The sequence below is a fragment of the Gracilibacillus kekensis genome, from assembly GCF_900143085.1.
In the GTDB taxonomy this organism is placed as follows: domain Bacteria; phylum Bacillota; class Bacilli; order Bacillales; family Amphibacillaceae; genus Gracilibacillus; species Gracilibacillus kekensis.
On record NZ_FRCZ01000003.1, the window covers coordinates 102,717 to 128,426 of the forward strand.

The following is a 25,710-nucleotide window of genomic DNA, read 5'->3' on the forward strand; positions in this document are numbered from 1 at the left end:
TTCCTGATATGTTTCGTTAAGTATAATGGGAATTTAAACCTCCCGCTAATTGAGTTCAAACAACTCTAACTAAAGTTCAACTTGTCAAATGGTACAAAAATAGATATAATTTTTCTGCACAACTTTACTGGTTTTATCTCGGTGAATGATTAATTAGTGAAGAGATTTTGAATAATGAGATAGATGGAATACTCAAAGGCTAGGACTTCTTTGGACTCTCTTTCCCCCGTGGTATCTCATGAAATATTATTCAGAAGAACTTGTGAAAAAGGGGGAAATGCATATGGATACAATAGGTAGACACGTAATTGCTGAACTATGGGATTGTAATCTTGATGTATTAAATGATATCGATCGTTTAGAAAAAACATTTGTGAATGCCGCGCTTAAAGCTGGAGCAGAAATCCGTGAGGTTGCTTTTCATAAATTTGCACCCTTTGGCGTAAGTGGTGTAGTGATCATTTCTGAGTCGCATTTAACGATCCATAGTTTTCCAGAACATGGCTATGCAAGTATTGATGTATACACGTGTGGCAATATGATTGATCCCCATCTTGCGGTTACCTATATTGAAGAGAAATTAGAAGCCAAAACAATTGAAAAAGTTGAAGTTCCCAGAGGAATGAAAGCAATTCAATTTAAAAATAAAAAAGCCTAATAATCCCTTACACCGTGTAAGGTTTTTTCATTTAAGGGAAAAAAGTTTAAAAATTCGAAGATGCAAAAGACTTTTAAAGTCGAAACGTTCAAAATGTGCGCTTGCACTTTTCTTATAAATCTTTTGTTAAGCAAAAATGGCTGTTCGTTGTGATACTTTAATTTAGAAGAAAAGTTTGAAGAATTTCGCTTAACAAATAGTGATTAATCGTTTTCTTTGCTAAAACGTGTTAAAATATATTGTAATAAAATACATAACGAGGTGTAATAGTATATGTCATTCCGTAACACATTAAACAAGAATTTTAATAATCACTCTGAAACAAGAGATAAACATTGGGATCCTGCATTGCAAACACATTATTTTAAAACAACAAAAGATAAGGCATTTGATAAATTAGAGCCGCTTTTTAGTAATATGAAAGAGTGTCAAATTGTTGGTATTTCAAAAGAACACGGTGAGATCAGCTTTAATTACAAGGCAGGTAGAAAGGTTTTTATTATTATGACTATAATTATGGTTAAACCTTATCGTACGGCAATTGATATTTCAGCTACTACGGAATCAGCGATACCATTTGACTTTGGGTATAGTCATAAACTAATTCCAAAACTTTATGATAAAATAAAGAAAGAGTTAGATTTCGTCGGTACGAAAGAATAAAGAAACGAAGGATGATTAAGTTTGCGGTGTCCACATTGTCATTATAAAAATACAAAAGTATTAGATTCCAGACCGATAGAAGAAGGTCGCTCCATACGTCGTAGAAGAGAATGTGAATCTTGTGATTTTCGTTTCACTACGTTTGAGCGAATCGAAGAGGTGCCATTAATTGTCGTAAAAAAAGAAGGTACAAGAGAAGAATACAGTCGTGACAAATTAATGCGCGGCTTGATTCGAGCATGTGAAAAAAGGCCAGTAGCCCTCGAACAACTCGAAAATATTGCAGTTGATATTGAGAAAGAATTACGAAACCGTGGGACATCTGAAGTGCAAAGTGACGATATTGGAGAAATGGTGATGGATCGTTTAGCAGATGTAGACGAAGTGGCATATGTGCGCTTTGCATCTGTTTATCGACAATTTAAAGATATTAGTGTGTTTTTGGACGAGCTAAAAGATTTAATTCGAAGTGATAAGAATGATTGAGGTATAGAAAGGAGATATATTCATGGGACTAGGCGATATCGGGAAAATACTACCTTCAGAATTATACAGAGTTGATACCTCCCAGGAACTATCCCTTTTTTATACAAACTCGTTGACACACCTTTATCAGCCTCTCATCGGTATTGATGCTATGTCACTTTATCAAACACTTTATACAGAGTCCACATTAAGTATGGACTATCAGACGCATCATATGCTAATGAATTATATTGGTTTACCACTTGACCGTATTTATCGAGCAAGAAGGAAACTTGAAGCGATCGGTCTATTACAGACTTTTGAAGAAATAAATGAGGAACAGAAGGTTTATCAATATCTTATACATCCACCGCAATCCGCACAACGTTTTTTTGAAAATGATTTTTTAAGCCACTTGTTATATCATCAGCTCGGTAGTGACAAATACAAGAAAATTAAACAGGCTTTTGTAAAACAAGAAAAAAATAAAGATGCTCAAAAAGAAACAACCGCTCGTTTTGAAGATGTGTTTCAATTAGTTGATCAACAGCCAGAACAAAACCAATTGCAGTCTCAAGAAAAAGAATGGGAAATACCTATAGGTGAAAAAGTCGACTTTGAATGGTTGGAACAACTTTTAAAGCAGCGAATGTTACCAATAGAGCAGATCTTAACTGCTCCTGCACGAAAATTAATAAATCAAATGTTTGTAGCGTATGATTTAACGAATCAGGATATCGAAAAAGCTTTACTATGGTCGATAAACGATGAGAATCAATTGCTAACAACTGAATTTAAGAATGCCTGTATGGATTTGGTTAGTGCGACGAAACCAAAGGTTCCTTTACAAGTAACATCAGATAAACAAAAAGTAGCTGCTGAAAAATCAGAGCCTACAAATAAATCAAAAGCAGACCAATTCATTGAAATGTTAGAACATATTTCACCACGGCAATTATTGCAAGATCTTTCAGGAGGGAATCAACCATCCCAGCATGATTTGAAAGTAATCAGTGAAGTAATGACAAATCAAGGGCTTAATCCAGGTGTTATGAACGTTTTACTGCACTATGTATTATTAAAAACAGATATGAAGCTATCCAAAGGTTATTTAGAAACTATAGCTAGTCATTGGGCGCGTAAAAATGTGAAGACGGTAAGACAAGCAATGACGTTAGCAAAATCTGAAAATAAAAAGTATCAACAATGGACAACTACTTCGAAAAACAATAAACGTTATTCCAATAAAAATACTAAAAAAGATATTGTTCCAGATTGGTATAAAAAACAGAAGACAACAAAAGAAAATAAACAACCAGATTCTACAGAAGAAAAAGAAAGAAAAGCAAAAGAAGCGGATGAAATGCTCGCACAATACCTAGCGCAACAAGCTAATGATGAATAAGGGTGATCGTCATGGAACCAATCCAATCAGCGATGAAGAAATGGATGAATTCGAATAAAAAAATTAGTGATAACTTTAATCAACAGCGAATGAATGTTATTAATGATCCCGAAATTAGAAAAAAACTTAGTGATCATGTTGAATTAGATGAACAGGACATTAATCGTCATTTGATGAAGTTATACGAATACCAGCAAGCATCTAAAAATTGTCAAGATTGTCCGAATTTAGATGGTTGCAAAAATATATTAAAAGGCTTCACCCCTCATCTCGATGTAGATGGGAAGGCTATTTCTTTGAGATATGAAAAGTGTAAAAATAAAGTCCATGAGGAAGCTCAATTAGAAAAGGAATCATTAGTTAAAAGTTTATATATACCTAAACAAATTAAACTAGCTAAGTTAGAAAATATGGATGCTTCTTCTTATGAACGGAAAGAAGTAATTAAAGAAATTATTGAGTTTGTTCAAAATTATTCGACTGGCACCTTTCACAGAGGATTGTATATTCACGGACAATTTGGAACAGGGAAATCCTATATCTTAGGTGTGATAGCAAATGAATTGAAAAATCGATCGGTTAACTCCGCAATTATTTATATGCCGGAGTTTGTGCGAGAAATGAAAGCATCGATTAAAAATGACAGTTTACAATCTAAAGTGGAACGATTTAAGAAAGTAGACGTTTTAATGTTTGATGACATTGGCGCTGAATCAATATCACCGTGGTTTCGGGATGAAATCCTTGGAGCGATTCTTCAATATCGAATGATGGAAGAACTTCCTGTATTTTTCACATCTAATTATAATCTGGAGCAATTGGAAGATCATTTATCAACTTCTAATCGAGGTGATGTAGAGACAATTAAAGCTGGCCGAATTATTGAACGTATCACACAGTTGAGCAAGCCAATTGAATTATCTAAACGTTACCGATCGAGTGAATAATAATAACTTCTGTCTAATCCTGAGACAGAGGTTATTTTTTTTGCTTCTCACCCATATAATATATCAGTTTGATGGTGGTGAGGGTGATGAGACTTGTTGGAAATATATTTTGAACAAGATACGGAAGCGAATGTGTTTTATCAATTGTTGAAAGAAGAGCAAGACAAATGGCGACCAGCACGTAAACGAGTGAAAAGAACACTTATTCAATTAACCCCTGTTATTGAGATGGACTGGGAAGAGGAAAAAAGACATTTAGCACCATTGTTAAGTATGGTATTTATTCAGTGTAGAGAACTATCGATGATTCGACATATACTAAGGAAAAAATATTATTTTTCAAATGAAGATGAAATCGAACGAATTACCTCAATAGCCAGATCATTGTTAGAAAAAGATGAGACAGTATATGAAGACCGAATTCATCAACATGAATTGCGAGATGTTCTGACTACTATTTTTACGTTGCAAATCGATGAAAGCTTTGTCCGTTTTGATTCGATTATTCATTTCCGATTACATCATTATATTGATCAACTAACGGAAATGGTGGGGCTGGCGATTGATGAATTTAAGCGAGAAGAAGAATATCAGGAATTTATTCATTCGATTAGAGAGTTTATTAAAAGAAAAATACCAGAAGAAGAGGTGATTCATGTAGTACAAGGCAAAGAATTTCAATTTTATCGAGATAATGGTGAACAATACACGATGGAGGATTTAAAAAATTTGAAAGCACGCTTTCCATTGTTTATCTTTGGTTTAGAAAAAGAAGAATGGGATATTTCACCTTTAATTATGTTGGCACCGACTCATATTTATATGTACGGTGAGGACCAATCGGAAACAAGAACTCATACGATTATGACTATTTTTCAGGAACGATGCAGTTTTTATTCCACAGATTTCTTTCCGTTTTATCTGCAAGATCAAAAAGAATCTTGATTTTTTTTCGAACAATCGTTATAATAAATCGCATAACAATAAAACTTGCGTGGAAGAGGACAAGATTGTTTGTAAGGCATACTATAAGAGAAGGGAAACCATGGCTGAAAGTTTCCTGTATGACCACATTCTAATTACCCCCTCTGAGCACTACTATGGAACGCTTATGCAATTAATTAGTAGCGATTCGTCATCGATATCGACTTTCAATGAGCTACACAAGATGTGTGGAAAATTGGGTGGAACCACGGGTATAACGCTCGTCCCTTTACAATAAGTAGGGGGATGGGCGTTTTTTATTTGGTCCAATAGTAGTGATGTAATAAGAAAAGGAGCGGATCTAACATGAGTAAAATTGATATTACTTTTCCAGACGGGACAGTAAAACCGTTTGATGAAGGGACAACTGGGGAAGAGATTGCTGCATCGATTTCACCCGGACTGAAAAAACAAGCGTTAGCAATTAAATTAGATAATACAATGTACGATTTACGTACCCCATTGAAATCAAGTGGTGCAATCGAGATTATAACCGTTAAAAATGAGGAAGGGCTAGAAGTTTTACGACACTCGACAGCACATCTTATGGCGCAAGCGGTAAAGCGACTATATGACAATGTCAAATTAGGTGTAGGACCTACAATTGAAGGTGGCTTCTATTACGATATTGATATGGAAGAGACGATCACACCAGAAGATCTACCTCGTATTGAAAAGGAAATGAAACGAATTGTTGATGAGAACTTGGAAGTAGTTCGTAAAGAGGTAAGTCGTAATGAAGCAAAAGCTATCTATGAAGAAATTGGCGATGATTTAAAACTGGAATTGTTGGAAGCAATCCCTGAAGATGAAACAGTTACGCTCTATGAACAAGGTGAATTTTTTGACCTTTGTCGAGGTGTTCATGTCCCGCAAACTAGCAAGATTAAAATCTTCAAATTACTAAGTATTTCTGGTGCCTATTGGCGTGGTGATAGCAACAACCAAATGTTGCAGCGTATTTATGGTACAGCTTTCGATAAACAAGGTCAATTAGATGAGTATTTACGGTTGCGAGAAGAAGCAAAAGAGCGCGACCATCGTAAAATTGGTAAAGAGTTAGGGATCTTTACAGTATCTCAAAAAGTAGGACAGGGCTTACCATTGTGGTTACCAAATGGGGCAACCATTCGTCGTACCATTGAACGCTATATTGTCGATTTAGAAGAACGACTTGGATATGATCATGTATACACGCCTATTTTAGGTAGTAAAGAATTGTATCAGACAAGTGGTCATTGGGATCACTATCAAGACGATATCTTCCCGCCAATGCAAATGGATAATGAAGAATTGATTTTGCGACCGATGAATTGTCCACACCATATGATGGTATATAAGAATGAACTACACAGTTATCGTAATTTGCCAGTACGTATTGCCGAACTAGGAACAATGCATCGTCATGAAATGTCAGGAGCTTTAGCAGGCCTCCAACGTGTACGTGCGATGACATTGAATGATGCACACATTTTTGCTCGTCCAGATCAATTAAAAGATGAATTTATTCGAGTGGTAGAGTTAGTACAGAATGTTTATCAAGATTTTGGTATTGATGATTATTATTTCCGTTTGTCTTATCGCGATCCAGAGGATACGGAGAAATATGTAGACAACGATGAGATGTGGGAAAAAGCACAAAGCCTTTTAAAAGAGACAATGGAAGAAATGAAGCTCGAATATGTGGAAGCAGATGGAGAGGCAGCGTTTTACGGTCCTAAGCTGGATGTGCAGGTGAAAACAGCACTAGGGAAAGACGAAACGCTATCAACGGTACAATTAGATTTCCATTTACCTGAACGATTTGATTTAACCTATATTGGTGAAGATGGAAAGGAACATCGACCAGTCGTTATCCACCGTGGCGTAGTTTCGACAATGGAACGCTTTGTAGCCTTCTTAATTGAAGAGTATAAGGGTGCATTCCCAACCTGGTTATCACCAGTACAAGCACGTATCATTCCTGTCTCTGCTGAAGTACATTTCGATTATGCGAAAAGGGTAGAAGAGGAATTACGTTTTGCTGGTGTTCGTGTCGAAGTAGATGAACGTGATGAAAAAATCGGATATAAAATTCGCGAAGCACAAACTGCAAAGATTCCATTTGCCCTTATCGTAGGTGACAAAGAAATGGAAGCAAATGCAGTAAACGTTCGTCGTTACGGTGAAAAGAATTCTGAAACGATTGAATTTGAGGAATTTAAATCACTGATCCAGAAAGAAATTCAAAACAGAACTTTACGTAATAAATAATCTTTAAAATCCCTGTCTTTCTTTTATTGGACAGGGATTTTTTTATTACATAAATTTTGTTAATGAGGTTAGAATATACAAGAATCTTAAATATTGGAGGTCACGATTATGCAGAATAATAATCAGATGCAAGGTAATATGCAGATGTCACAAAATATGGGGAATCAGGGAATTAGCTTTAATCACGGAGCACACGAATTGCTTGATTCACACGAATTAGTCGGTAATTTGATTGGTATTATAGAACAATATCAGTTATATGATCAACACATCCAGGACCAAGAGTTAAAAGATATTCTTGAGCGCCAATCTTCATTTCTGTTACAAATGTATAATACGGTTGTAGAAACCTTTCAAACCGGTCAGGATCCACAGGTGCCTACACAACAGTATAAGATGCAAGAAAGCAATGAGATTACTTACGGAATGACAGCTGGACAGCCGAAAAAGCCAAAACTATCGGTTGGCGAGTTTTCTGATGAGTGTTTCTCTTCTTTTATGTTAGGACACACGAAATCAGCTTCCTCCGCACTCGCAATGGCAGCGGTAGAAATGAACCATCCTGTTTTGCGTCGTATCATTGCTGACAGTGTACCGAACATGATCGAAATGAGTTATGAGCTTTTTCTATATCAAAACAAAAAGGGTTATTACCAAGTTCCAAAGCTTAATGACCAAGATATGAATGTTATGTTAAATGCTTATACCAAAGCCCCGCAACAAGGGATGCATTAAGCATAATCAGGCTGAGACAGAAGTAATTATAAAAATTCAAACGATTATTCGAATAGATTTCGAAATCGTTTGGATTTTTATGCGTATCAGGAAGAAACTGCGCAATAACTGACGTGTAATTTTGACAGTTATTATGAGCGTATCAACCGCTACGGCTTGCCCACTTCGCTTTCCGAGGGGCATGCTATTCAGCTAACTTTGAAAAGAAAAACACTTGTCAAAGTGGAGCTTCAGATCATGCTAATCCCTCAGGAGTCGAAGTGGACGCCTGCGCTAATTTGATATTATACAACGCTAGCATGAGGTTGCATTATGATATTACTTTCATGTGAAAAATTCGTTTATTGGAGTAACAGGCTCAAAATGTTAACTGTCACAATAGTTCTAGAACCATTATATTAGCGCAGGCCGCCAACTTTCACTCCTGTGGGAACGTTTTACCTGAAGATCCACTTTTTTTAGCGTTCTTTGCTTAAAAAAGTTAGCTGAAGGAAAAAACCCACGGAAAGGGAAGTGGGCAGCCGGAGCGGAAGTTAACCAGTTAAAAAAAATTCAAAATTACTACATCATTTGTTGCGCAGTATCTGTATACTGCGCAATAATACATATTGTATATTTCTTCTTTTAATTAAAAAAAATATTATTGTGAAAAAACAAACTACTCAGGTGCTTTAAATTACGTGTCTTTCTTAAGCATGATAGATGCAATCGTTTACAATCAAGAGTATGATGGAAGAGAATACAAACATTGGAGGAGATATGATGAAATATCGTCGCTTAGGGAATAGTGGGCTAAAAGTAAGTGAAATTGCATTAGGCAGTTGGTTAACGTACGGAAAATCTGTAGAAGACCAAACGGCGGAAGACTGTATACATAAGGCATATGAGTTGGGAATTAACTTTTTTGATACTGCTAACGCATATGAAAGTGGAGAAGCAGAAAAAGTATTAGGTCAAGCATTGCAAGGTTATGAGCGAAGTAGCTATGTAGTAGCGACAAAAGTTTTCTTTCCGATGGGAGCAGGACCGAATGATCGTGGTTTATCAAGAAAACATATCATCGAGCAATGTGATGCCAGCTTAAAAAGATTAAATATGGATTATATTGATCTTTACCAATGCCACCGTTTTGATGAGGAAGTACCGGTTGAAGAAACATTATTAGCATTAGATGATCTGGTAAAACAGGGGAAAATTCTCTATGCTGGAGTGAGTGAATGGACAGCAGCACAAATTGAAAAAGCATCAGGTCTAAGTAAGGAATGGCGTTTACATCCACTGGTTTCCAATCAGCCTATTTACAACATGATTGAACGTTATATAGAAGATGAAGTAATTCCTGTTTCTGAACGAAATGGTCTGGGACAAATTGTATTCTCCCCACTCGCTCAAGGTGTTTTAACTGGGAAATATAAACCAAATCAGGATATTCCATCAAACAGCCGTGCCGCAAATGATGCAACTAACATGATCATTAATAGCTACTTTGACGAAAGAGTGCTCTCAACGGTTGAAAAATTGAATACACTTGCTGAAAATAATGACATGAAATTATCCCAGTTAGCGTTGGCATGGACGTTGAGAAAACCTAATGTGAGTTCTGCTATAATAGGTGCAAGTCGTCCAAGTCAAATTGAAGAGAATGTGAAGGCTGTTGATATAACTTTAACAGATAATTTAGTAAAAGAAATAGAATCTATACTGGAAGCAATTAATGATTTTCATCCAGTAAGATAAGTATATACTTCCTAGTTCACCTTTAATCTGAAAAGGTGGACTAGGGTAAATTCGTAAATAGACGAAGGAAAACTTGCTACAGTAACTATAAGTGAAACATTTATATGCAGGTTGACATAGGTTTTGGTACGTGCTATGATATTAAAAGTGAATTAAATATGATCTTAAGGCAAGTAGAAGCACCCGCTTCTCACCTGATTGACGCTAACATGTAGTTGACAGGTATAAAGAATCCGACTTATTTGTAATGAATTCAGGACGTGTGGGTGCAGTGTGTACCGACACTTTTTTAATGGAAAATTTTAAACTTGTCTCGTTAAAATGATCATGTTTCATTACGCTTTTATTAAACTTCGGAGGTGGCTGATTATTAGCAAAGATATGAACGTCAATGAGAGTATTCGTGCACGTGAGGTTCGTCTCATTGATTCAAATGGGGATCAATTAGGAGTTAAATCTCGTCAAGAAGCTTTAGAAATTGCTCAAACAAGAAACCTTGATCTAGTATTGGTGGCACCAAAAGCAAAACCACCTGTATGTCGTATCATGGATTACGGTAAATTCCGTTTTGAGCAACAAAAGAAAGATAAGGAAGCACGTAAGAAACAAAAAGTAATTAACGTGAAAGAAGTTCGTTTAAGCCCAGGTATTGAAGAACATGACTTTAATACAAAGCTTCGTAACGCACGTAAATTCTTAGATAAGGGAGACAAAGTAAAAGTCTCTATTCGCTTCCGTGGACGTGCGATTACCCATAAAGAATTAGGTCAAAAAGTATTAGAACGTATGGCAGAAGAATGTAAAGACCTCTCCACTATAGAGCAAAGAGCTAAAATGGAAGGTCGCAGTATGTTCATGATGCTCGGACCAGTAAACGAGAAAAAATAAATCGCAAAATAGCTAAAGAGTTAAATAGATTTTAGTTTCAAGGAGGAAGTAACAATGCCAAAAATGAAGTCACATAGTGGTACAGCAAAAAGATTTAAAAAGACAGGTACTGGGAAGGTTAAACGTTCCCATGCTTTCACAAGTCACATGTTCGCTAACAAGACTCAAAAACAAAAGCGTAAGCTGCGTAAATCAGCTATCGTATCAGCTGGAGACTATAAACGTATCAAACAAATGCTACCTAAATAAGGTAGATATTTGAACAAACTTCACAACAGATTTGTTGATTTATACAGGAGGGAATTATTATGCCACGTGTTAAAGGTGGAACAGTTACGCGTCAGCGTCGTAAACGTATTTTAAAGTTAGCTAAAGGTTATTATGGTGCAAAGCACTCACTATTCAAAACAGCAAAACAACAAGTAATGAAATCAGGTCAGTATGCATATCGTGACCGTCGTCAGAAAAAACGTGATTTCCGTAAATTATGGATCGCACGTATTAATGCAGCGGCTCGTTTGAACGATCTATCTTACAGCCGTTTCATGCACGGATTGAAACTTGCTGGAGTTGAAGTGAACCGTAAAATGTTAGCAGACTTAGCAATTAATGATGAAAAAGCATTTGCTTCACTTGCTGAACAAGCAAAATCAGCTTTAAAATAAGATAATGTCCCAGTCATGTGACTGAGGTATTAGTAAAATCCAAACGAACAAATCGTTTGGATTTTTTTATACGTTGGGAAATTATTGGAATCGTAACTCTCCTATATGAAAATTTTGAATAATAAACGCTTATGGATATAGTGACAACAATCTTGTATTACTAAATTAAGAGGAATTGTCATCGTATTCTTACAGTCAATTAATGATAGAAAATTCGATGAGATCTTTTCTCATCGGCAGCCCAACAGTAATTAGTGATCAAAATGCAGACGAGACCTCCTCTCATCGGCAATTCAACACCAATTAACGATCTGAATGCCGACGAGACTTTCTCTCATCGGCAATACAACAGTAATTAACGATCTAAATGCTGACGAGACCTCCTCTCATCGGCAATTCAACAGCAATTAACGATCTAAATGCCGACGAAACCTCCTCTCATCGGCAATGCATCAGTAATTAATGATCTAAATGCCGACGAGTCCTCCTCTCATCGGCAATTCGACAGTAATTAACGATCAAAATGCAGACGAGACCTTCTCTCACCGGCAATGCAGCAGTAGTTAGAGATCAAAAAACGACGAGTTGTTGTCTCATTGTTTGAAATAAATATTATGAAAACAAGAACAATCATTTTTGCAATCGTCATAGGATGAATATTAATTGGTTATAATGGAATAACCTTTTTAATTGGATAGAAATAATAATGTTCGAATTTAGAATGAATATACTACAAATTTAAAATGAATTGAGGTTGTGAGGCATGGAAATATACTTACTTATTATAAATAGTATCGCATTTCTTATCATGGGAATTGATAAGCATAAAGCCAGACATAATAAGTGGAGGATACCTGAACGGCGTATATGGATGATAGCAGTTGGTGGTGGTGCTTTGGGAGCGATGATCGGTATGTATTTATTTCGCCACAAAACAAAGCACAAAAACTTTCTCATTATCTTACCTGTTTTAGTCATCATTGAAACGACACTTCTTTTCTTCTTATATTACTAATCGATTCGGTGTCATAACAGCTCGTCTATTGTCATAATATATAGGAGAAGAAGGAGCTGGTGAATGATGCCGATTGAGATGTTAAGCCATTTGAAGGTAATGGAAAGTTACGCATTTGTAGCGCCTTTTCTATTTATCTTAGTCCATATTCTGCGTCCTTTATTTTTTGTCCCAGTTTTATTGCTTTGCATAACTGGTGGTGTCATCTTTGGTTTGTTAGCAGGTACAGTGTATTCTATTATTGGTTTAATGATCTCAAGTAGTTTATTTTATCTTATTATTCACACCTTACCTGCACTTCAGAAACGTTTTAAAAGTTTGGAAGAAAGGTTGCTAGGAAAGCAACTTTCATTGAATACTTTTCAGCTAGTTCTGTTGCGGATGCTCCCCTTTATCCATTTTCATATGTTATCGTTTTGTATATATAAAAAATCCGTAAGTTTTCATTCTTACTTACGGACCACTTTGTTTACGATAATTCCTGTAGCGATATTTTATACGACACTTGGAAAAACAATTCAAGAGATTTCCCTCTACTATGCAGTGCCACTTATATTAGTTATTCTTATACTTGCCTATTTCGTCAGACAAAAGAAAGCCATTATTAAATGGCAAAGCTTTTTCTCAAAAGAAATAGCTTAAATCATTGCAAGTGAAGTTTATTTATAGGGTATTTCCATTCAATCTCAGCGTGAGGATAACGAATAAGTATTTCTTCTTCCAGAAAGTAAATATCCTTACGCTCAAATCCTTTTAATTTTTCTGGATTTCGTGTATGCATAACGATATTAATAACCTCGAAGGAATCTTCTGTCGTTCCTAAATATTTTTCCCCTTCAAATAAAAATCCTTTGTATGTGATGAAAAAGTTTTTTTTGATATTATCGTTATAATCAAGAAAATAAAACTCATGTTTTTCTTGTGCCACTTCTAACTTTCTTTTGGGATTCACAATATATTTATAAGCAGTGTATATTAACACAATCATTGCAATTACCACTAAAAAACGAAATAAAATAACGATCATATGGTTCACGCTCCTCGGTTACAAAACTTCTTTATCACGGCGCGACTATCTATAAGCACCTATGACGGAAATCTCATTTTATTAACTATACGTATAAGAGATAGCTTTGGTTTCAAAAAAGTGAAACAAACATGCTATAATATAGTAACAATCCATCATTCAGAAGGAGATAATTATGAATTGGCAGACATTATTTGAAATGCAAAAAGACTTAGATAGTTATATTTTAGCACAACACGATTTGAAAAACGAAAATGTTTTTGATAAAAAGGTATTAGCGTTGTTAGTTGAAGTAGGCGAATTAGCTAATGAAACAAGGTGTTTTAAGTATTGGAGTTTAAAACCAGCGAGTGGAAAAGAAGTAATCGCAGAGGAATATGTTGATGGTATCCATTTTATTTTATCCTTAGGTTTAGAATTAGGAATTAACGAATATGCTCCAAAAGTAAAGGAGAACGAACAAGACCTCACAACTTTATTTCATCATGTGTTCCAATCCATCACCACATTGAAGGGTGAACAAACGTTGGCTGCTTATTATAACGTTTTTGATACATATGTTACCTTAGGACAGAAATTAGGTTTTAGCTCAGAAGATATAAAAAATGCATATGTGGATAAAAATAAGGTGAACTACGAAAGACAAAATCAAGGTTATTAACATTAGGAGGTATTCTAAATGACAAACTATGAACAATTAACCATGTTAAAAGAATTAACAGATGCTCGATCGATACCAGGAGATGAAAAAGAAGCAAGAGAAGTGATGAAGAAATGGATATCTCCCTATGCAGACAATCTTTATACCGATCACTTAGGTAGTCTAATTGCAGAAAAAAGAGGTGACGCTAAAGGACCCAAAATAATGGTCGCTGGTCACTTGGATGAAGTAGGGTTTATGGTAACACGCATTGATGATAAAGGGTTTGTCTATTTTCAAACTGTAGGAGGCTGGTGGAGCCAGGTAATGCTTGCGCAACGCATTACGATTCTAACTAGCATTGGTGATGTAACAGGTGTTATAGGATCAAAACCGCCACATATTTTATCTGCCGAAGCTCGAAAAAAACCGGTAGATATCAAGGATATGTTCATTGATATCGGCGCATCAAGCAAAGAGGAAGCTCGCGAATTTGGAGTGAAGCCAGGCGATTCAATTGTCCCTTATTTTGAATTTACCCCATTAAAAAACGAAAAGCTTTTACTTGCAAAAGCATGGGATAATCGAATTGGGTGTGCAATTGCAATTGAAGTACTTCACAGGCTGAAAGGTGTGGAACACCCTAACCGAGTATATGGTGTTGCTACGGTTCAGGAAGAGGTAGGTTTACGAGGAGCCAAGACTTCTGCTAATACAATTGAACCGGATATCGGTTTTGCAGTGGATGTAGGTATTGCAGGAGATACTCCTGGTATATCTGCTAAAGAGGCAGATAGTAAAATTGGAGATGGCCCGCAAATTATGTTGTATGACGCATCGATGGTGTCACATAAAGGCTTAAGAGAGCTTGTTGTCGATACTGCGGACCAACACCAAATACCATATCAATATGCTACAATGGCCGGTGGTGGAACGGATTCGGGTTCTATTCATTTAACTGCCAATGGTGTTCCTGCGTTATCGATTACAATTCCGACACGATATATTCATACACATGCAGCGATTTTACATCAAGATGATTTTGAAAATACGGTACAGTTAATTGTCGAAGTAATTAAACAATTAGATACTGATACAGTAAACAACATAACGTATAGCTAAATGAAAAAGCCCTTTCCAACTTAATGGAGAGGGCTTCATTTATTCATGCTAAGTATTTTCCAAGTACTTTCTGAACATATGACTGTGTTTCTTTAAAAGGTGGAATGCCATTGTACTTATCGACATTACCCGGGCCAGCATTGTACGCAGCTAAAGCCAAACTTTTATTTCCGTCGTAACGATCAAGCATTTGCTGCAGATATTTTGTACCACCCAAAACGTTTTCAAGGGGATCAAATGGATTCTGCACACCTAAACCTTGTGCAGTGTTAGGCATAAGCTGCATTAAACCTTGTGCCCCAGCATGACTTACTGCATTTGGATTGTAATTGGATTCTGTTTCTATTACAGCATTAATTAATTTTTCATCTACGTTAAATCTATTTGCAGCTTGTTGGATAATAGATGTTACATCACCATCATGTGTGGAGATTGCTGAAATACTATCTAAAGAACCTGATCCTAATTGAGATCTAATAGATTGCACTAGATCAGGGCTATTTAAAAATGCTGCTGCTGGTATTTGATTTGTATATGGATTTGATTGGGGTGTATTGTCGCCAATTAATTGTTGAAAAAGCTGGCTAAAATCAGACTGACCTGTGGAAGAATTCTCAGACCCAGTAAGTGTTGACATTGCCTGCATTTGCATAAGATGATACATGGATTGTACGTTCAATCTAACGCTCTCCCTTTTGGTAAAATATATCTACTTATAAATATACATTTTATCACAAAAAAAAGCAATAAGGTGGTCGAAAAATCATTCGACCACCTTATTTTTGTTATTGCTTATTTACTACTTGTTCCAGTGATTCTAGAACTTCTGATTTTTCTGATTCGTCTGCTTGTTGCCAATACAATTCAAATAATACACCTAAACCTGGGAGCATTTTCTCTTCTCCACTTTGAATGGCATCTACAATGGTTGCTTCTAAATCATTTGCAGAGTTACCTGAAACATTAGACATAATTGCTTTGCGCAAATTCAAATCCATTTCATCACCCCATCTAAAGAATTTTACTATAACCCAGTACAAAAAATTAAACATGGCCAACACATCGTAGACAAAAACTGCGAAGTTGTGACAATGTTGATAGTATGATCAATGCCAGGCAAAAGCTCCGTCCATTTACTTCGCTTTCCGCGGGCGTCACCTCAGCCTCCTCAGCAGAAGATCACTGCCTGTGGGGTCTTCGGAAGACGTTTTTCCCGCTGGAGTCTACGTTAATGGACTACTCTCCCATAGTGTTCTGCAAATTTAGAAACAGCTAGAATTTTGATATCACAGCATATTTTCTCGTACTTCAACAGATATCTAACAAAGCGGAGGAAAAATGCGACACTCCTGGGGGAACAGCACGAGCTGAAGATCCACTTGGTAAAGTGCTTTTCTTTACCTAGTTAGCTTCAGCCGTGCCCCCGGAAAGTGAGTGTTTTTCCGTAGCGTTGAATTAGCACTCATCTCAATACTTTTGTCAATGATCCAGTCAGATACTTCGCAGTTTAGATTAAATGTGAATTATTTTGTATGGGTCTTTCATTTTAGTTTGACCGCAATGTGTGAAAGTATGTATGATAGAGGATATCAAAATAGAGGAATGAGTTGCATGATAACTTCCGTTAAGAATGAAAAGGTTAAAAATTGGAGAAAATTAAGAAAGAAGAAAGAAAGAGATCTACAAAATCAATTTATTATAGAAGGTTTCCACCTTATTGAAGAAGCACATAAAAGCAGCTGGCAAATTGTCGAAATCATTCATCAAGAAGGTGTTGAATGCCCCAAAGCATGGTTGCACTATCCTTTATTTAAGGTAACTGATAATGTAATGGCAGCTATTTCAGAAACGAAAACGCCCCAAGGAATAGTAGCAGTAGTAAACAAAAAAAATAATGATGAAAAAGTAGTGAATCGTGCTTTAATGGTAGATCGAGTTCAAGATCCAGGCAATTTAGGTACAATGATACGCACAGCAGATGCAGCGGGATTTGATACGGTAATCCTGGGTCATGGAACGGTTGACTTGTTTAATGATAAAGTGATTCGATCCACACAAGGCTCCCTTTTTCATTTAAATGTCTATGAAGCAGATTTAGTAGGCGAAATGGAACGCCTGCAACAGTTAAGTATTACCATATGGTCAACGGGGTTAGAAAATGCCAGCAACTATCACGAACTGGACGTTCCTGACAAAATAGCCATTATTGTTGGTAACGAAGGTTCTGGAGTCAATCGAACTCTTATGACAAAAGCGGACCAAAATGTGATGATCCCGATTTATGGGCAAGCAGAATCATTAAATGTTAGTATTGCCGCAGCTATTTTAATGTATGAAGTGGTAAAAAAATAAATTAGGACTTGCATCATTTTATAAGCTTGCTTATACTATATGAAGTAAAAACATTTATAAAGGCATAGAAAGAGTTAGTACATGCGTGAAAAATCGTTCAAAGGGAAGAAGCATCAAAGACTGGAAGTGCTTCTAACGATCACAAATGGAATTTCACTCTGGAGCTGACATCAGGACCTTGTACAAAGCAAGTAAAGGTGTTCCGGTTTATACCGTTATCTTATATCTTGAGTGGATATAGCCAAGAGCTATTTCAACAAGGGTGGTACCGCGATACATACAGTCTCGTCCCTTTTTTAGGGAGGAGGCTTTTTTTATTTTCTTATTTTACAAAGGAGGTTAATTAAATGAAAGATCAACTGCAAGCATTAGAAAAAGAAGCATTACAAAAGGTAGAAGACGCATCTTCATTAAAAGAATTACAAGATGTAAGAGTCGCTTATTTAGGTAAAAAAGGACCAATAACAGAAGTATTAAAAGGAATGGGTAAATTATCAAAAGAAGAACGGCCTGTTATTGGAGAACTAGCCAACAAAGTTCGAGGTCAGGTTGCAGAAGCAATTGATAGTAAAAAGGCTGGCATTGAAGCTGCAGAACTTGAAAAACAATTAGCAGAAGAGACAATTGATGTAACATTGCCAGGACGACCAATTCCTACAGGTGGTCCCCATCTTTTAACAAGTATTGTCGAAGAAATCGAAGACTTGTTTATTGGAATGGGATTTGAAGTAAGAGAAGGACCTGAGGTGGAAACGGACTACTACAATTTTGAAGCATTGAACCTGCCTAAAGATCATCCAGCTCGTGATATGCAGGATACTTTCTATATTACAGATGAGATTTTAATGCGTACACATACTTCCCCAGTGCAAGCAAGGACGATGAATATGATTAAAGGGGAACGATCAGTTAAAATGATTTGTCCAGGTAAGGTATATCGTCGTGATACAGATGACGCCACACACTCTCATCAGTTTACACAAATCGAAGGCCTATACGTTGATAAGAATGTGCGTATGAGTGATTTAAAAGGAGTATTAGATCGATTTGCCAAGCAAATGTTTGGTGAAGATCGTGAAATTCGCCTGCGTCCAAGTTTCTTTCCTTTCACAGAACCTTCTGTTGAAATGGATATCTCCTGTAAAGTTTGTAATGGTGAAGGTTGTAGTGTTTGTAAAAGGACAGGATGGATTGAAATCTTAGGCGCTGGCATGGTACACCCTCGTGTGCTGAAAATGGCAGGATATGATCCGGAGGAATACAGTGGCTTTGCATTCGGAATGGGTCCAGATCGAATTGCGATGTTGAAATATGGTGTCGACGATATCCGTCATTTCTATACGAATGACATTCGATTCTTAAAACAGTACCACCAAGCATAAAGAGGAGGATAAATCATGTTTGTATCAATAAATTGGTTAAAAAATTATGTGGATATAGATCAAATATCACCTGAAGATTTGGCAGAACGTATTACAAAGACTGGCATAGAAGTTGATGGTTTAGAACGTTTTGCAAATAAAGTGAATAATGTTGTTGTTGGATATGTAGAAGCTTGTGAAAAGCATCCTAATGCAGACAAATTAAATTTGTGTCAGGTAAACGTTGGAGAAGAAACATTACAAATCATCTGTGGAGCACCAAATATTGCGAAAGGACAGAAGGTAGCTGTCGCAAAGCCAGGTGCCGTATTACCTGGGAATTTTAAAATTAAAAAAGCAAAATTACGTGGTGTGGAGTCAAATGGTATGATTTGTTCTTTACAAGAATTAGGTGTTGAAGAAAAATTTGTACCAAAAGAATTTGCGAATGGTATTTTTGTATTCCCAGAGGATGCAGAGACAGGTACAGATGTGACAGAGCTATTAAACTTAGATGATATTATTATCGAGCTTGATTTAACGCCAAACCGTTCGGATGCATTAAGTATGTTAGGCGTAGCGTATGAAGTGGCAGCAATTTTAGATGTACCAATTCGTTTACCACATACTAATTATCATGCGGCAGAAGAGAAGACGGAAGATCATGTCTCTGTTAAAGTCGAAGCATCTGAACAGAATCCATATTATGGCGCTTTTTTAGTGAAAGATGTCAAAGTTGGCACGTCTCCTCTATGGATGCGTAATTACTTAATGGCAGCAGGTATTCGTCCGATCAACAATGTGGTGGATATAACCAATTATGTTCTTCTGGAATACGGTCAACCGTTACACGCATTTGATTATGACAAATTCGGATCAACAGAAGTTGTTGTAAGAATGGCAAATGAAGGCGAAACAATTGTGACCCTGGATGATCAGGAGCGTACATTATCTAGTGAACATCTCGTGATTACAAACGGAAAAGAACCTGTTGCTCTAGCAGGTGTAATGGGTGGAGCGGATACAGAAGTTTCAGATCAGACGACCTCTGTATTATTAGAAGCTGCATATTTTGATGGAAAAACTGTTCGGAAAGCATCGAAAGAATTTGATTTAAGAAGTGAAGCAAGTACGCGTTTTGAAAAAGGTGTCGATCCAAATCGTGTTCGTAAAGCTGGTGAAAAAGCCTGTCTATTACTAGAAAAATATGCAGGTGCAACGGTATTAGCAGGAATTTCAGAATTTGATCAGCTTGAATACTCGGAAAAAACGGTAACGATCTGGACATCTACTATCAATGCTCGTTTAGGTACTGATATATCAAATGAAGAAATTGCAGACATCCTGCGCAAACTGCATTTTAACTTTGAACAGGATGACGAAACATTCACAGTTTATGCACCGACCCGACGACAGGATATCGTTATTTTTGAGGATATGTTAGAAGAAGTTGCTCGTATTTACGGATATGATAACTTACCTTTTACCTTACCAAGTGGTGGATCACAAGCAGGTGGCTTAACCAAACAACAAGAGCTAAAACGTCATGTAAAGCGATTCTTGGAAGGTGCCGGTCTATCTGAAACAGTAACGTATTCGTTAACAACGAAAGATCGCGCCACTCAATTAATAAGTCCGGAAGTTGCCAAAGATCTGGTTTCTACCGTATCATTAGCAATGCCAATGAGTGAGGAGCACAGTACATTACGCTTAAGCTTATTACCTGAGATGTTAGCATCTGTCGCCTATAACCTGGCTCGTAAACAGTCTAATGTTGCATATTACGAATTAGGAAGTATTTTTATTTCAAAAGAGGAGAAAGTTTCCCAACAACCAGAGGAAAAGTTACGTTTAGCAGGGGCATTAACAGGTGAATGGCTTACACATCCTTGGCAGCAAGAGAAGAAATCGGTCGACTTTTTTGTAGTAAAAGGAATTCTTGAAGCATTATTTGACTCTCTAAGTGTAAAAGTAAATTTTGTACAAGAAAAAGTAGATGGCATGCATCCGGGAAGAACGGCTTGCCTATATATCGGAGATCGTGCTATCGGATTTGCTGGTCAGATTCATCCGCAAGTACAGAAAGAATATGATTTAAAAGATACATTTGTCTTTGATATTGACTTTGATTACATTCTGGAAGTTCATGAAAACGAACCAAGTTTTGCAGGGATTCCACGTTATCCAAGTGTTACAAGAGATATAGCACTTGTAGTAGATGAAACGGTTCAGGCAGGAGCGATACAAGCAACCATTGCAGAAGCAGGTGGTGAACTTGTAAAAGATATTCAAGTATTTGATGTTTATCAAGGTGAGCATTTAACAGAAGGTAAGAAGTCAATTGCCTTTAGCTTGTTCTACCAGGATCCTTCACGTACCTTAACTGATGAAGAAGTGGAAGCATCCTATCAAGCAATATTAGCAGCAGTAGCAGATCAACACCAAGCAGAATTACGAGGGTAAACAACAAGAGGCTTTGACAAAAGAATTTTATAATAGAAAATCCAAACGATTCAGTCTCCGAATCGTTTGGATTTTCATGCGTATGAGAAGGATACTGCGCATTAACTGATGCGGTAATTTTGAAATAAATTATGAGGGTAACCCCCCGCTCCGGCTTGCCCACTTCCCTTTCCAGGTGGCGCGTCTTCAGCTAACTTTGTAAAGAAGAGCGCTTTACAAAGTGGATCTTCAGATCGCGCTGATCCCCTAGGAGTGGAAGTGGCCGCCTGCGCTAAATAAATTGCTACAATGTAAACTTGCGCTTGGATTTTGACTCTTTTTTCTCGATTCATTATATGTATATTTTAAAAAGTCAAAAAGATAATTGACACAATCGTTGGAGCAGTAAATAGCGTAGGTGTCCGCTTCCACTCCTATGGGAATCGTTTTTTTCCTGAAGATCCACTTTTCTATGCGGTTTTTGCATGGAAAAGTTAGCTGAAGGGAAAAAACCCCATGGAAAGGGAAGCGGGCAAGCCGGAGCGGTTTCTACGCACAAACATCATGTCAAAATGACCACATCATTTATTAAGAAAAATATTTGTATACCAGCTTCATCAATTATCTGCGGTTGTGATTAACTATCGCTTCTTGACATATCTCATTGCTTTGTCGGTATTGGCGAAGTGTGTTTTTGCTATCGAGTTTAACTCATCCAAACCGTGTTTTTTAATGATGTAAGCAGCTGTTTCATCGACCTTACTAGAAGCACCTTTCGGTATCGTAACTCCGTAGTCAAGCGATAATTGATCCATTTCTTTCACAAATTTTGCTCTGGCAATAATCGAAGCAGCAGCTACTGAAGTAGAATAACTTTCAGCTTTGGTCATAAAAAAGGTATCTTTTTCTAAATGAATACCTTCTTGTCGAATGTGCTTTATGTAAGAAGATGGCTGACAAAATTGATCAATTAAGATACCATAGTTAGGGCTGTCACCGATTTTAAAAAGTAATTTCTGTATCGCATGCTGATGAAGCATAGCTTTCATTTTGCCTTGGTTCCAACCCTTTTTCTGGAGTTTATTATATTTAAGGTTATCTAACGTTAATAATGTATAAGGAATTTTCTGTTGTACAATCTCTTTAGCAAGCTTAGCAATACGGTCATCCGTCAAAGTTTTCGAATCGGTAATTCCCATTTCTTTTAATATCGGTAACTTATCTTCAGAAACAAAGACAGCGCTAACCGTTATTGGTCCGAAATAATCTCCGGTACCAGCTTCATCTGTTCCAATATGCGCTCTTCGAAAAAGACTTTCGTGAGGTTGATAATGGTGGTCATTTACCGATGATTTAGTAGATGTGGTTCCAGTGGTGAGGTGCTGCCACTTTTCAGCTTCTTCAGTCGCTTTACCACCTTGAAACATCACTTTTCCTGATTTATATGCAACAACAGTAACCGTATTAATTTTTGCTAAAAAAAGACTGTTGGGTGGAACATTGATAATATAATCTTCGTAATACTTTTTAATTTTTGATAAATCATTTTTGGAAAATTGTAAAACAATATTTGACACGAATGTTCATCCCTTCCTGATACTGTTATAATTATAACAGAGATTGATTCCATCAGAATAGTTTTCTAATTAGGTGCTTCATGTTAATATTAATTTTAAGGTATTTGTCTAAAAGGGGGTATCAGGGTGTCCCAATCAGAAAAGTCTCGGACTACCGTTGATATATATGGAAGATCATACACCATTGTCGGGAATGAAAAATCGAATCAGATCCGCCATGTAGCAAACTTAGTGGATGGAAAAATGCGGGAAATTCATGCTGTTAATAAATCATTGGATACAACAAATCTTGCAGTATTGACCGCGGTTAATACAATGAACGATTACATAAAGTTAAAAGAGGACTTTGAAGTGTTACAAAAACTACTTGAGGAGAAAGAGGAATAACGTTGTCATGGTGAACATTATACTTATATTTTTACTTATTATAGGAATTTTTGTAGGTCTTAGACGAGGGTTTATTTTGCAGGTCCTACATCTTACCGGATTCATTATCGCTTTTATTGTAGCGGCGCTTTATTACGACGATATCGCTTCAAGGTTAGAATTGTGGATTCCATATCCAGAATTAATGTCAGATGCTTCATGGGCAGTTTTTTTAGAATCATTACCACTAGAGGCTGCTTATTACAATGCGATTGCATTTGGTGCATTATTTTTCGTAACGAAAATTGTTTTGCAAATTATAGCAACAATGCTTGATTTTGTAGCTGACCTACCTTTTTTACGATTTGTTAATAGTTGGCTTGGATCGATTTTAGGTTTTGTTGAAGTATACCTTTTGCTATTTGTAGCATTATACATTTTAGCGCTTGCTCCAGTGTCTTATGTACAAGATCTTATTAATGATTCAAGTATCGCTACATATATTATTGAAGAAACACCTGTCCTATCAGACAAATTGTCAACCTATTGGTTTGAGAATGACCCTTTCAGTGATTAGGAAACCATACCCTTGCATCCTTATTGGCAAGGGTATTTCACATGTAGGTTAGGAAGTATTTAAATTTTAGCCGAAAAGGTAGTCACTGGCTAAAAAACGAGAAGTGAGGGATTACGATGTCTATTAATAAGAAGGATGTCATAAAATTATTAGATAAAATTGCCACATACCTTGAATTAAAAGGTGAGAATCCATTTAAAATTTCAGCTTATCGAAAAGCTGCACAAGCGTTAGAACGTGATGATCGTTCGTTATCTGAAATAGACGACTTCACCAAGTTGCAGGGGGTCGGCAAAGGGACAGCAAGCGTGATTAAGGAATATATCGATGAAGAGGAATCTGACACCTTAGCACAATTAGAAAAAGAAGTACCGGAGGGTCTCGTTCCTTTGTTGAATTTGCAAGGGCTTGGAGGTAAAAAGCTAGCAAAATTATATCATGAATTAGACGTTATAGATGAGAAAACATTACGCGAAGCATGCGAGAATGGTAAAATACAAGCACTAAAGGGTTTTGGGAAAAAGACAGAAGAAAAAATATTAGAAGCTCTTAATAGTGCAGGAGATCGTCCAGAACGATTGCCTGTACCAATGGTGGTTTCTGTTGTAGAAAAAATCGAAGCGTTCCTTCATACCATAGATCCGATTCAAAGATTTTCGATAGCTGGTAGTATGCGGCGTTACCGAGAGACGGTGAAGGATTTAGATTTTATAATTGCTACAGATGAACCAGTAACAGTAAGAGATAAACTGCTGCAATTTGAAGACCGAATCGATACAATAGCAGCAGGGGATACCAAGGTATCTATTTTAGTAGAAGGTCGTTATGATATTAGTGTTGATTTTCGTTTAGTCACTGATAAAGAATTTTCTACAACGTTACATCACTTTACCGGCTCCAAAGACCATAACGTTTTAATGCGCCAATTAGCCAAAGCGCAAGGTAAAAAAATCAGTGAATATGGTGTCGAGGATGTGGAGACAGGAGAAGTCGAAACATTTGAATCTGAAGAAGCTTTCTATCAAAGTTTTGGTTTGCATTTTATACCCCCAGAGGTTCGAGAAGGGAAAGATGAAATAGAGCTTGCGAAAGAAAGTTTTGATCTCGTTAATGAAGACTCCATTCAAGGCGATTTGCATATGCATACAACTTGGAGTGATGGAGCACAGTCGTTAGAGGAAATGGTGATCCGTGCGAAAGAAAAAGGGTATTCGTTTCTTGCAATTACCGACCATTCTAAATTTCTTAGAGTTGCAAATGGTCTAAATGAAGATCGTTTACGTTTACAACGGGAAGAAATCAATAAAGTACAAGAAAAATATCCGAATATTCACATTTTTGCAGGTGTAGAAATGGATATTTTACCTGATGGACGTTTAGATTTTGAGGACGACTTCTTAAAAGAGATGGATTTTGTAATAGCCTCGATTCATTCCAGTTTCCAACAATCTCAAGAAAAAATTCATGATCGTTTTAAGAAGGCCTTAGAAAATCCTTATGTCCATATGATTGCACATCCAACTGGTAGACTATTAGGGAGAAGGGATGGGTATGCGTTAGATGTAGAGTGGTTAATCGAAAAAGCGAAGGAAACGAATACGATCCTAGAACTAAACGCAAATCCCAATCGACTTGATCTTTCTTCAAAATGGGTCGAACTTGCTCAAGAGAAGGGAGCTCATCTAGCAATTAATACGGATGCCCATAATTATCAAATGCTCGAAGACATGACCACAGGTGTTGGAACCGGTCGCCGTGGAAAACTACGAAAAGATACAGTGATAAATACATGGAATAAAGAAAAACTAATAAAATTCTTAAGTAAATAAGT

26 protein-coding genes and 2 other annotated features are annotated in these 25,710 nt (G+C 36.7%); of the genes, 22 read left to right on the forward strand and 4 right to left on the reverse strand.

Going from position 1 to position 25,710, the window contains the following annotated elements; all coding sequences use genetic code 11:
- Positions 1 to 283 precede the first annotated feature (283 nt).
- The 14 genes from speD to BUC25_RS08415 all read left to right on the forward strand — a co-directional run bounded on the left by speD (position 284) and on the right by BUC25_RS08415 (position 13,057).
- Positions 284 to 658: an adenosylmethionine decarboxylase gene (gene speD / locus BUC25_RS08350; RefSeq protein WP_073201424.1), complete on the forward strand. Its 375-nt coding sequence runs from the start codon at positions 284 to 286 to the stop codon at positions 656 to 658.
- Positions 659 to 931: 273 nt separating this feature from the next.
- Positions 932 to 1,321, forward strand: coding sequence for a cytosolic protein (locus BUC25_RS08355; protein WP_073201425.1), 390 nt, complete (start codon positions 932 to 934; stop codon positions 1,319 to 1,321).
- Between the two features lie 21 nt (positions 1,322 to 1,342).
- Positions 1,343 to 1,807: a transcriptional regulator NrdR gene (nrdR, locus tag BUC25_RS08360; protein ID WP_073201426.1), complete on the forward strand. Its 465-nt coding sequence runs from the start codon at positions 1,343 to 1,345 to the stop codon at positions 1,805 to 1,807.
- A 22-nt stretch (positions 1,808 to 1,829) separates the two neighbouring features.
- Positions 1,830 to 3,191 (forward strand): replication initiation and membrane attachment family protein, encoded by a 1,362-nt coding sequence (locus BUC25_RS08365; protein WP_073201427.1) that lies wholly within the window; start codon positions 1,830 to 1,832, stop codon positions 3,189 to 3,191.
- An 11-nt stretch (positions 3,192 to 3,202) separates the two neighbouring features.
- A complete protein-coding gene (gene dnaI / locus BUC25_RS08370; protein ID WP_073201428.1) occupies positions 3,203 to 4,138 on the forward strand; it encodes a primosomal protein DnaI in 936 nt (311 codons plus the stop codon).
- Between the two features lie 93 nt (positions 4,139 to 4,231).
- Entirely contained in the window at positions 4,232 to 5,083 is an 852-nt protein-coding gene (locus BUC25_RS08375) for a putative sporulation protein YtxC (protein WP_073201429.1), read from the forward strand.
- Positions 5,084 to 5,428: 345 nt separating this feature from the next.
- Positions 5,429 to 7,375 carry a threonine--tRNA ligase gene (gene thrS, locus BUC25_RS08380; protein ID WP_073201430.1) on the forward strand — a complete coding sequence of 649 codons (1,947 nt, stop codon included), beginning with the start codon at positions 5,429 to 5,431 and terminating at the stop codon, positions 7,373 to 7,375.
- A gap of 108 nt (positions 7,376 to 7,483) precedes the next feature.
- Entirely contained in the window at positions 7,484 to 8,110 is a 627-nt protein-coding gene (locus BUC25_RS08385) for a spore coat protein (RefSeq protein WP_073201431.1), read from the forward strand.
- 762 nt (positions 8,111 to 8,872) lie between these two features.
- A complete protein-coding gene (locus BUC25_RS08390; protein ID WP_073201432.1) occupies positions 8,873 to 9,847 on the forward strand; it encodes an aldo/keto reductase family protein in 975 nt (324 codons plus the stop codon).
- A 165-nt stretch (positions 9,848 to 10,012) separates the two neighbouring features.
- Positions 10,013 to 10,144, forward strand: a sequence feature (ribosomal protein L20 leader region).
- 84 nt (positions 10,145 to 10,228) lie between these two features.
- Entirely contained in the window at positions 10,229 to 10,735 is a 507-nt protein-coding gene (gene infC / locus BUC25_RS08395) for a translation initiation factor IF-3 (protein WP_139251795.1), read from the forward strand.
- A gap of 54 nt (positions 10,736 to 10,789) precedes the next feature.
- Positions 10,790 to 10,984, forward strand: coding sequence for a 50S ribosomal protein L35 (gene rpmI / locus BUC25_RS08400; protein ID WP_058307141.1), 195 nt, complete (start codon positions 10,790 to 10,792; stop codon positions 10,982 to 10,984).
- Between the two features lie 59 nt (positions 10,985 to 11,043).
- Positions 11,044 to 11,400 carry a 50S ribosomal protein L20 gene (gene rplT / locus BUC25_RS08405; RefSeq protein ID WP_058307142.1) on the forward strand — a complete coding sequence of 119 codons (357 nt, stop codon included), beginning with the start codon at positions 11,044 to 11,046 and terminating at the stop codon, positions 11,398 to 11,400.
- 763 nt (positions 11,401 to 12,163) lie between these two features.
- Positions 12,164 to 12,415: a DUF1294 domain-containing protein gene (locus BUC25_RS08410; RefSeq protein ID WP_073201434.1), complete on the forward strand. Its 252-nt coding sequence runs from the start codon at positions 12,164 to 12,166 to the stop codon at positions 12,413 to 12,415.
- 63 nt (positions 12,416 to 12,478) lie between these two features.
- Positions 12,479 to 13,057 (forward strand): TVP38/TMEM64 family protein, encoded by a 579-nt coding sequence (locus tag BUC25_RS08415; protein WP_084543417.1) that lies wholly within the window; start codon positions 12,479 to 12,481, stop codon positions 13,055 to 13,057.
- 1 nt (position 13,058) lies between these two features.
- Here BUC25_RS08415 and BUC25_RS08420 read toward each other — a convergent pair whose 3' ends face one another.
- Entirely contained in the window at positions 13,059 to 13,442 is a 384-nt protein-coding gene (locus tag BUC25_RS08420; protein WP_073201435.1) for a sigma-w pathway protein ysdB, read from the reverse strand.
- 175 nt (positions 13,443 to 13,617) lie between these two features.
- Here BUC25_RS08420 and BUC25_RS08425 point away from each other — a divergent pair, with 175 nt between their 5' ends.
- Both BUC25_RS08425 and BUC25_RS08430 read left to right on the forward strand, forming a co-directional pair.
- Positions 13,618 to 14,103 (forward strand): dUTP diphosphatase, encoded by a 486-nt coding sequence (locus BUC25_RS08425; protein ID WP_073201436.1) that lies wholly within the window; start codon positions 13,618 to 13,620, stop codon positions 14,101 to 14,103.
- 18 nt (positions 14,104 to 14,121) lie between these two features.
- Complete coding sequence (locus BUC25_RS08430; protein ID WP_073201437.1) at positions 14,122 to 15,204, forward strand: M42 family metallopeptidase; 1,083 nt, start codon at positions 14,122 to 14,124, stop codon at positions 15,202 to 15,204.
- A 43-nt stretch (positions 15,205 to 15,247) separates the two neighbouring features.
- Here the strand turns inward: BUC25_RS08430 and BUC25_RS08435 are convergent, their stop codons facing one another.
- Both BUC25_RS08435 and sspI read right to left on the reverse strand, forming a co-directional pair.
- Positions 15,248 to 15,883, reverse strand: coding sequence for a lytic transglycosylase domain-containing protein (locus tag BUC25_RS08435; protein WP_073201438.1), 636 nt, complete (start codon positions 15,881 to 15,883; stop codon positions 15,248 to 15,250).
- A gap of 106 nt (positions 15,884 to 15,989) precedes the next feature.
- Entirely contained in the window at positions 15,990 to 16,202 is a 213-nt protein-coding gene (sspI, locus tag BUC25_RS08440) for a small acid-soluble spore protein SspI (RefSeq protein ID WP_073201439.1), read from the reverse strand.
- A gap of 613 nt (positions 16,203 to 16,815) precedes the next feature.
- Here sspI and BUC25_RS08445 point away from each other — a divergent pair.
- The 3 genes from BUC25_RS08445 (at position 16,816) to pheT (ending at position 21,380) form a co-directional block, all read left to right on the forward strand.
- A complete protein-coding gene (locus tag BUC25_RS08445) occupies positions 16,816 to 17,556 on the forward strand; it encodes a TrmH family RNA methyltransferase (protein WP_073201440.1) in 741 nt (246 codons plus the stop codon).
- 56 nt (positions 17,557 to 17,612) lie between these two features.
- Positions 17,613 to 17,852 (forward strand) — a binding site (T-box leader).
- A gap of 51 nt (positions 17,853 to 17,903) precedes the next feature.
- On the forward strand, positions 17,904 to 18,938 hold the full coding sequence (gene pheS, locus BUC25_RS08450) for a phenylalanine--tRNA ligase subunit alpha (RefSeq protein WP_073201441.1): 1,035 nt from the start codon (positions 17,904 to 17,906) through the stop codon (positions 18,936 to 18,938).
- Between the two features lie 15 nt (positions 18,939 to 18,953).
- Positions 18,954 to 21,380, forward strand: coding sequence for a phenylalanine--tRNA ligase subunit beta (gene pheT / locus BUC25_RS08455; RefSeq protein WP_073201442.1), 2,427 nt, complete (start codon positions 18,954 to 18,956; stop codon positions 21,378 to 21,380).
- Positions 21,381 to 22,000: 620 nt separating this feature from the next.
- Here the strand turns inward: pheT and rnhC are convergent.
- On the reverse strand, positions 22,001 to 22,936 hold the full coding sequence (rnhC, locus tag BUC25_RS08465) for a ribonuclease HIII (RefSeq protein ID WP_073201444.1): 936 nt from the start codon (positions 22,934 to 22,936) through the stop codon (positions 22,001 to 22,003).
- Between the two features lie 126 nt (positions 22,937 to 23,062).
- Between rnhC and zapA the strand changes: the two genes are divergently transcribed.
- The 3 genes from zapA (at position 23,063) to polX (ending at position 25,708) form a co-directional block, all read left to right on the forward strand.
- A complete protein-coding gene (gene zapA, locus BUC25_RS08470) occupies positions 23,063 to 23,323 on the forward strand; it encodes a cell division protein ZapA (protein ID WP_073201445.1) in 261 nt (86 codons plus the stop codon).
- A gap of 7 nt (positions 23,324 to 23,330) precedes the next feature.
- The gene (locus BUC25_RS08475) at positions 23,331 to 23,879 is read left to right on the forward strand and encodes a CvpA family protein (protein WP_073201446.1); all 549 of its coding nucleotides are present in this window, start codon (positions 23,331 to 23,333) and stop codon (positions 23,877 to 23,879) included.
- Between the two features lie 116 nt (positions 23,880 to 23,995).
- Positions 23,996 to 25,708 carry a DNA polymerase/3'-5' exonuclease PolX gene (gene polX, locus BUC25_RS08480; protein ID WP_073201447.1) on the forward strand — a complete coding sequence of 571 codons (1,713 nt, stop codon included), beginning with the start codon at positions 23,996 to 23,998 and terminating at the stop codon, positions 25,706 to 25,708.
- Positions 25,709 to 25,710 lie beyond the last annotated feature (2 nt).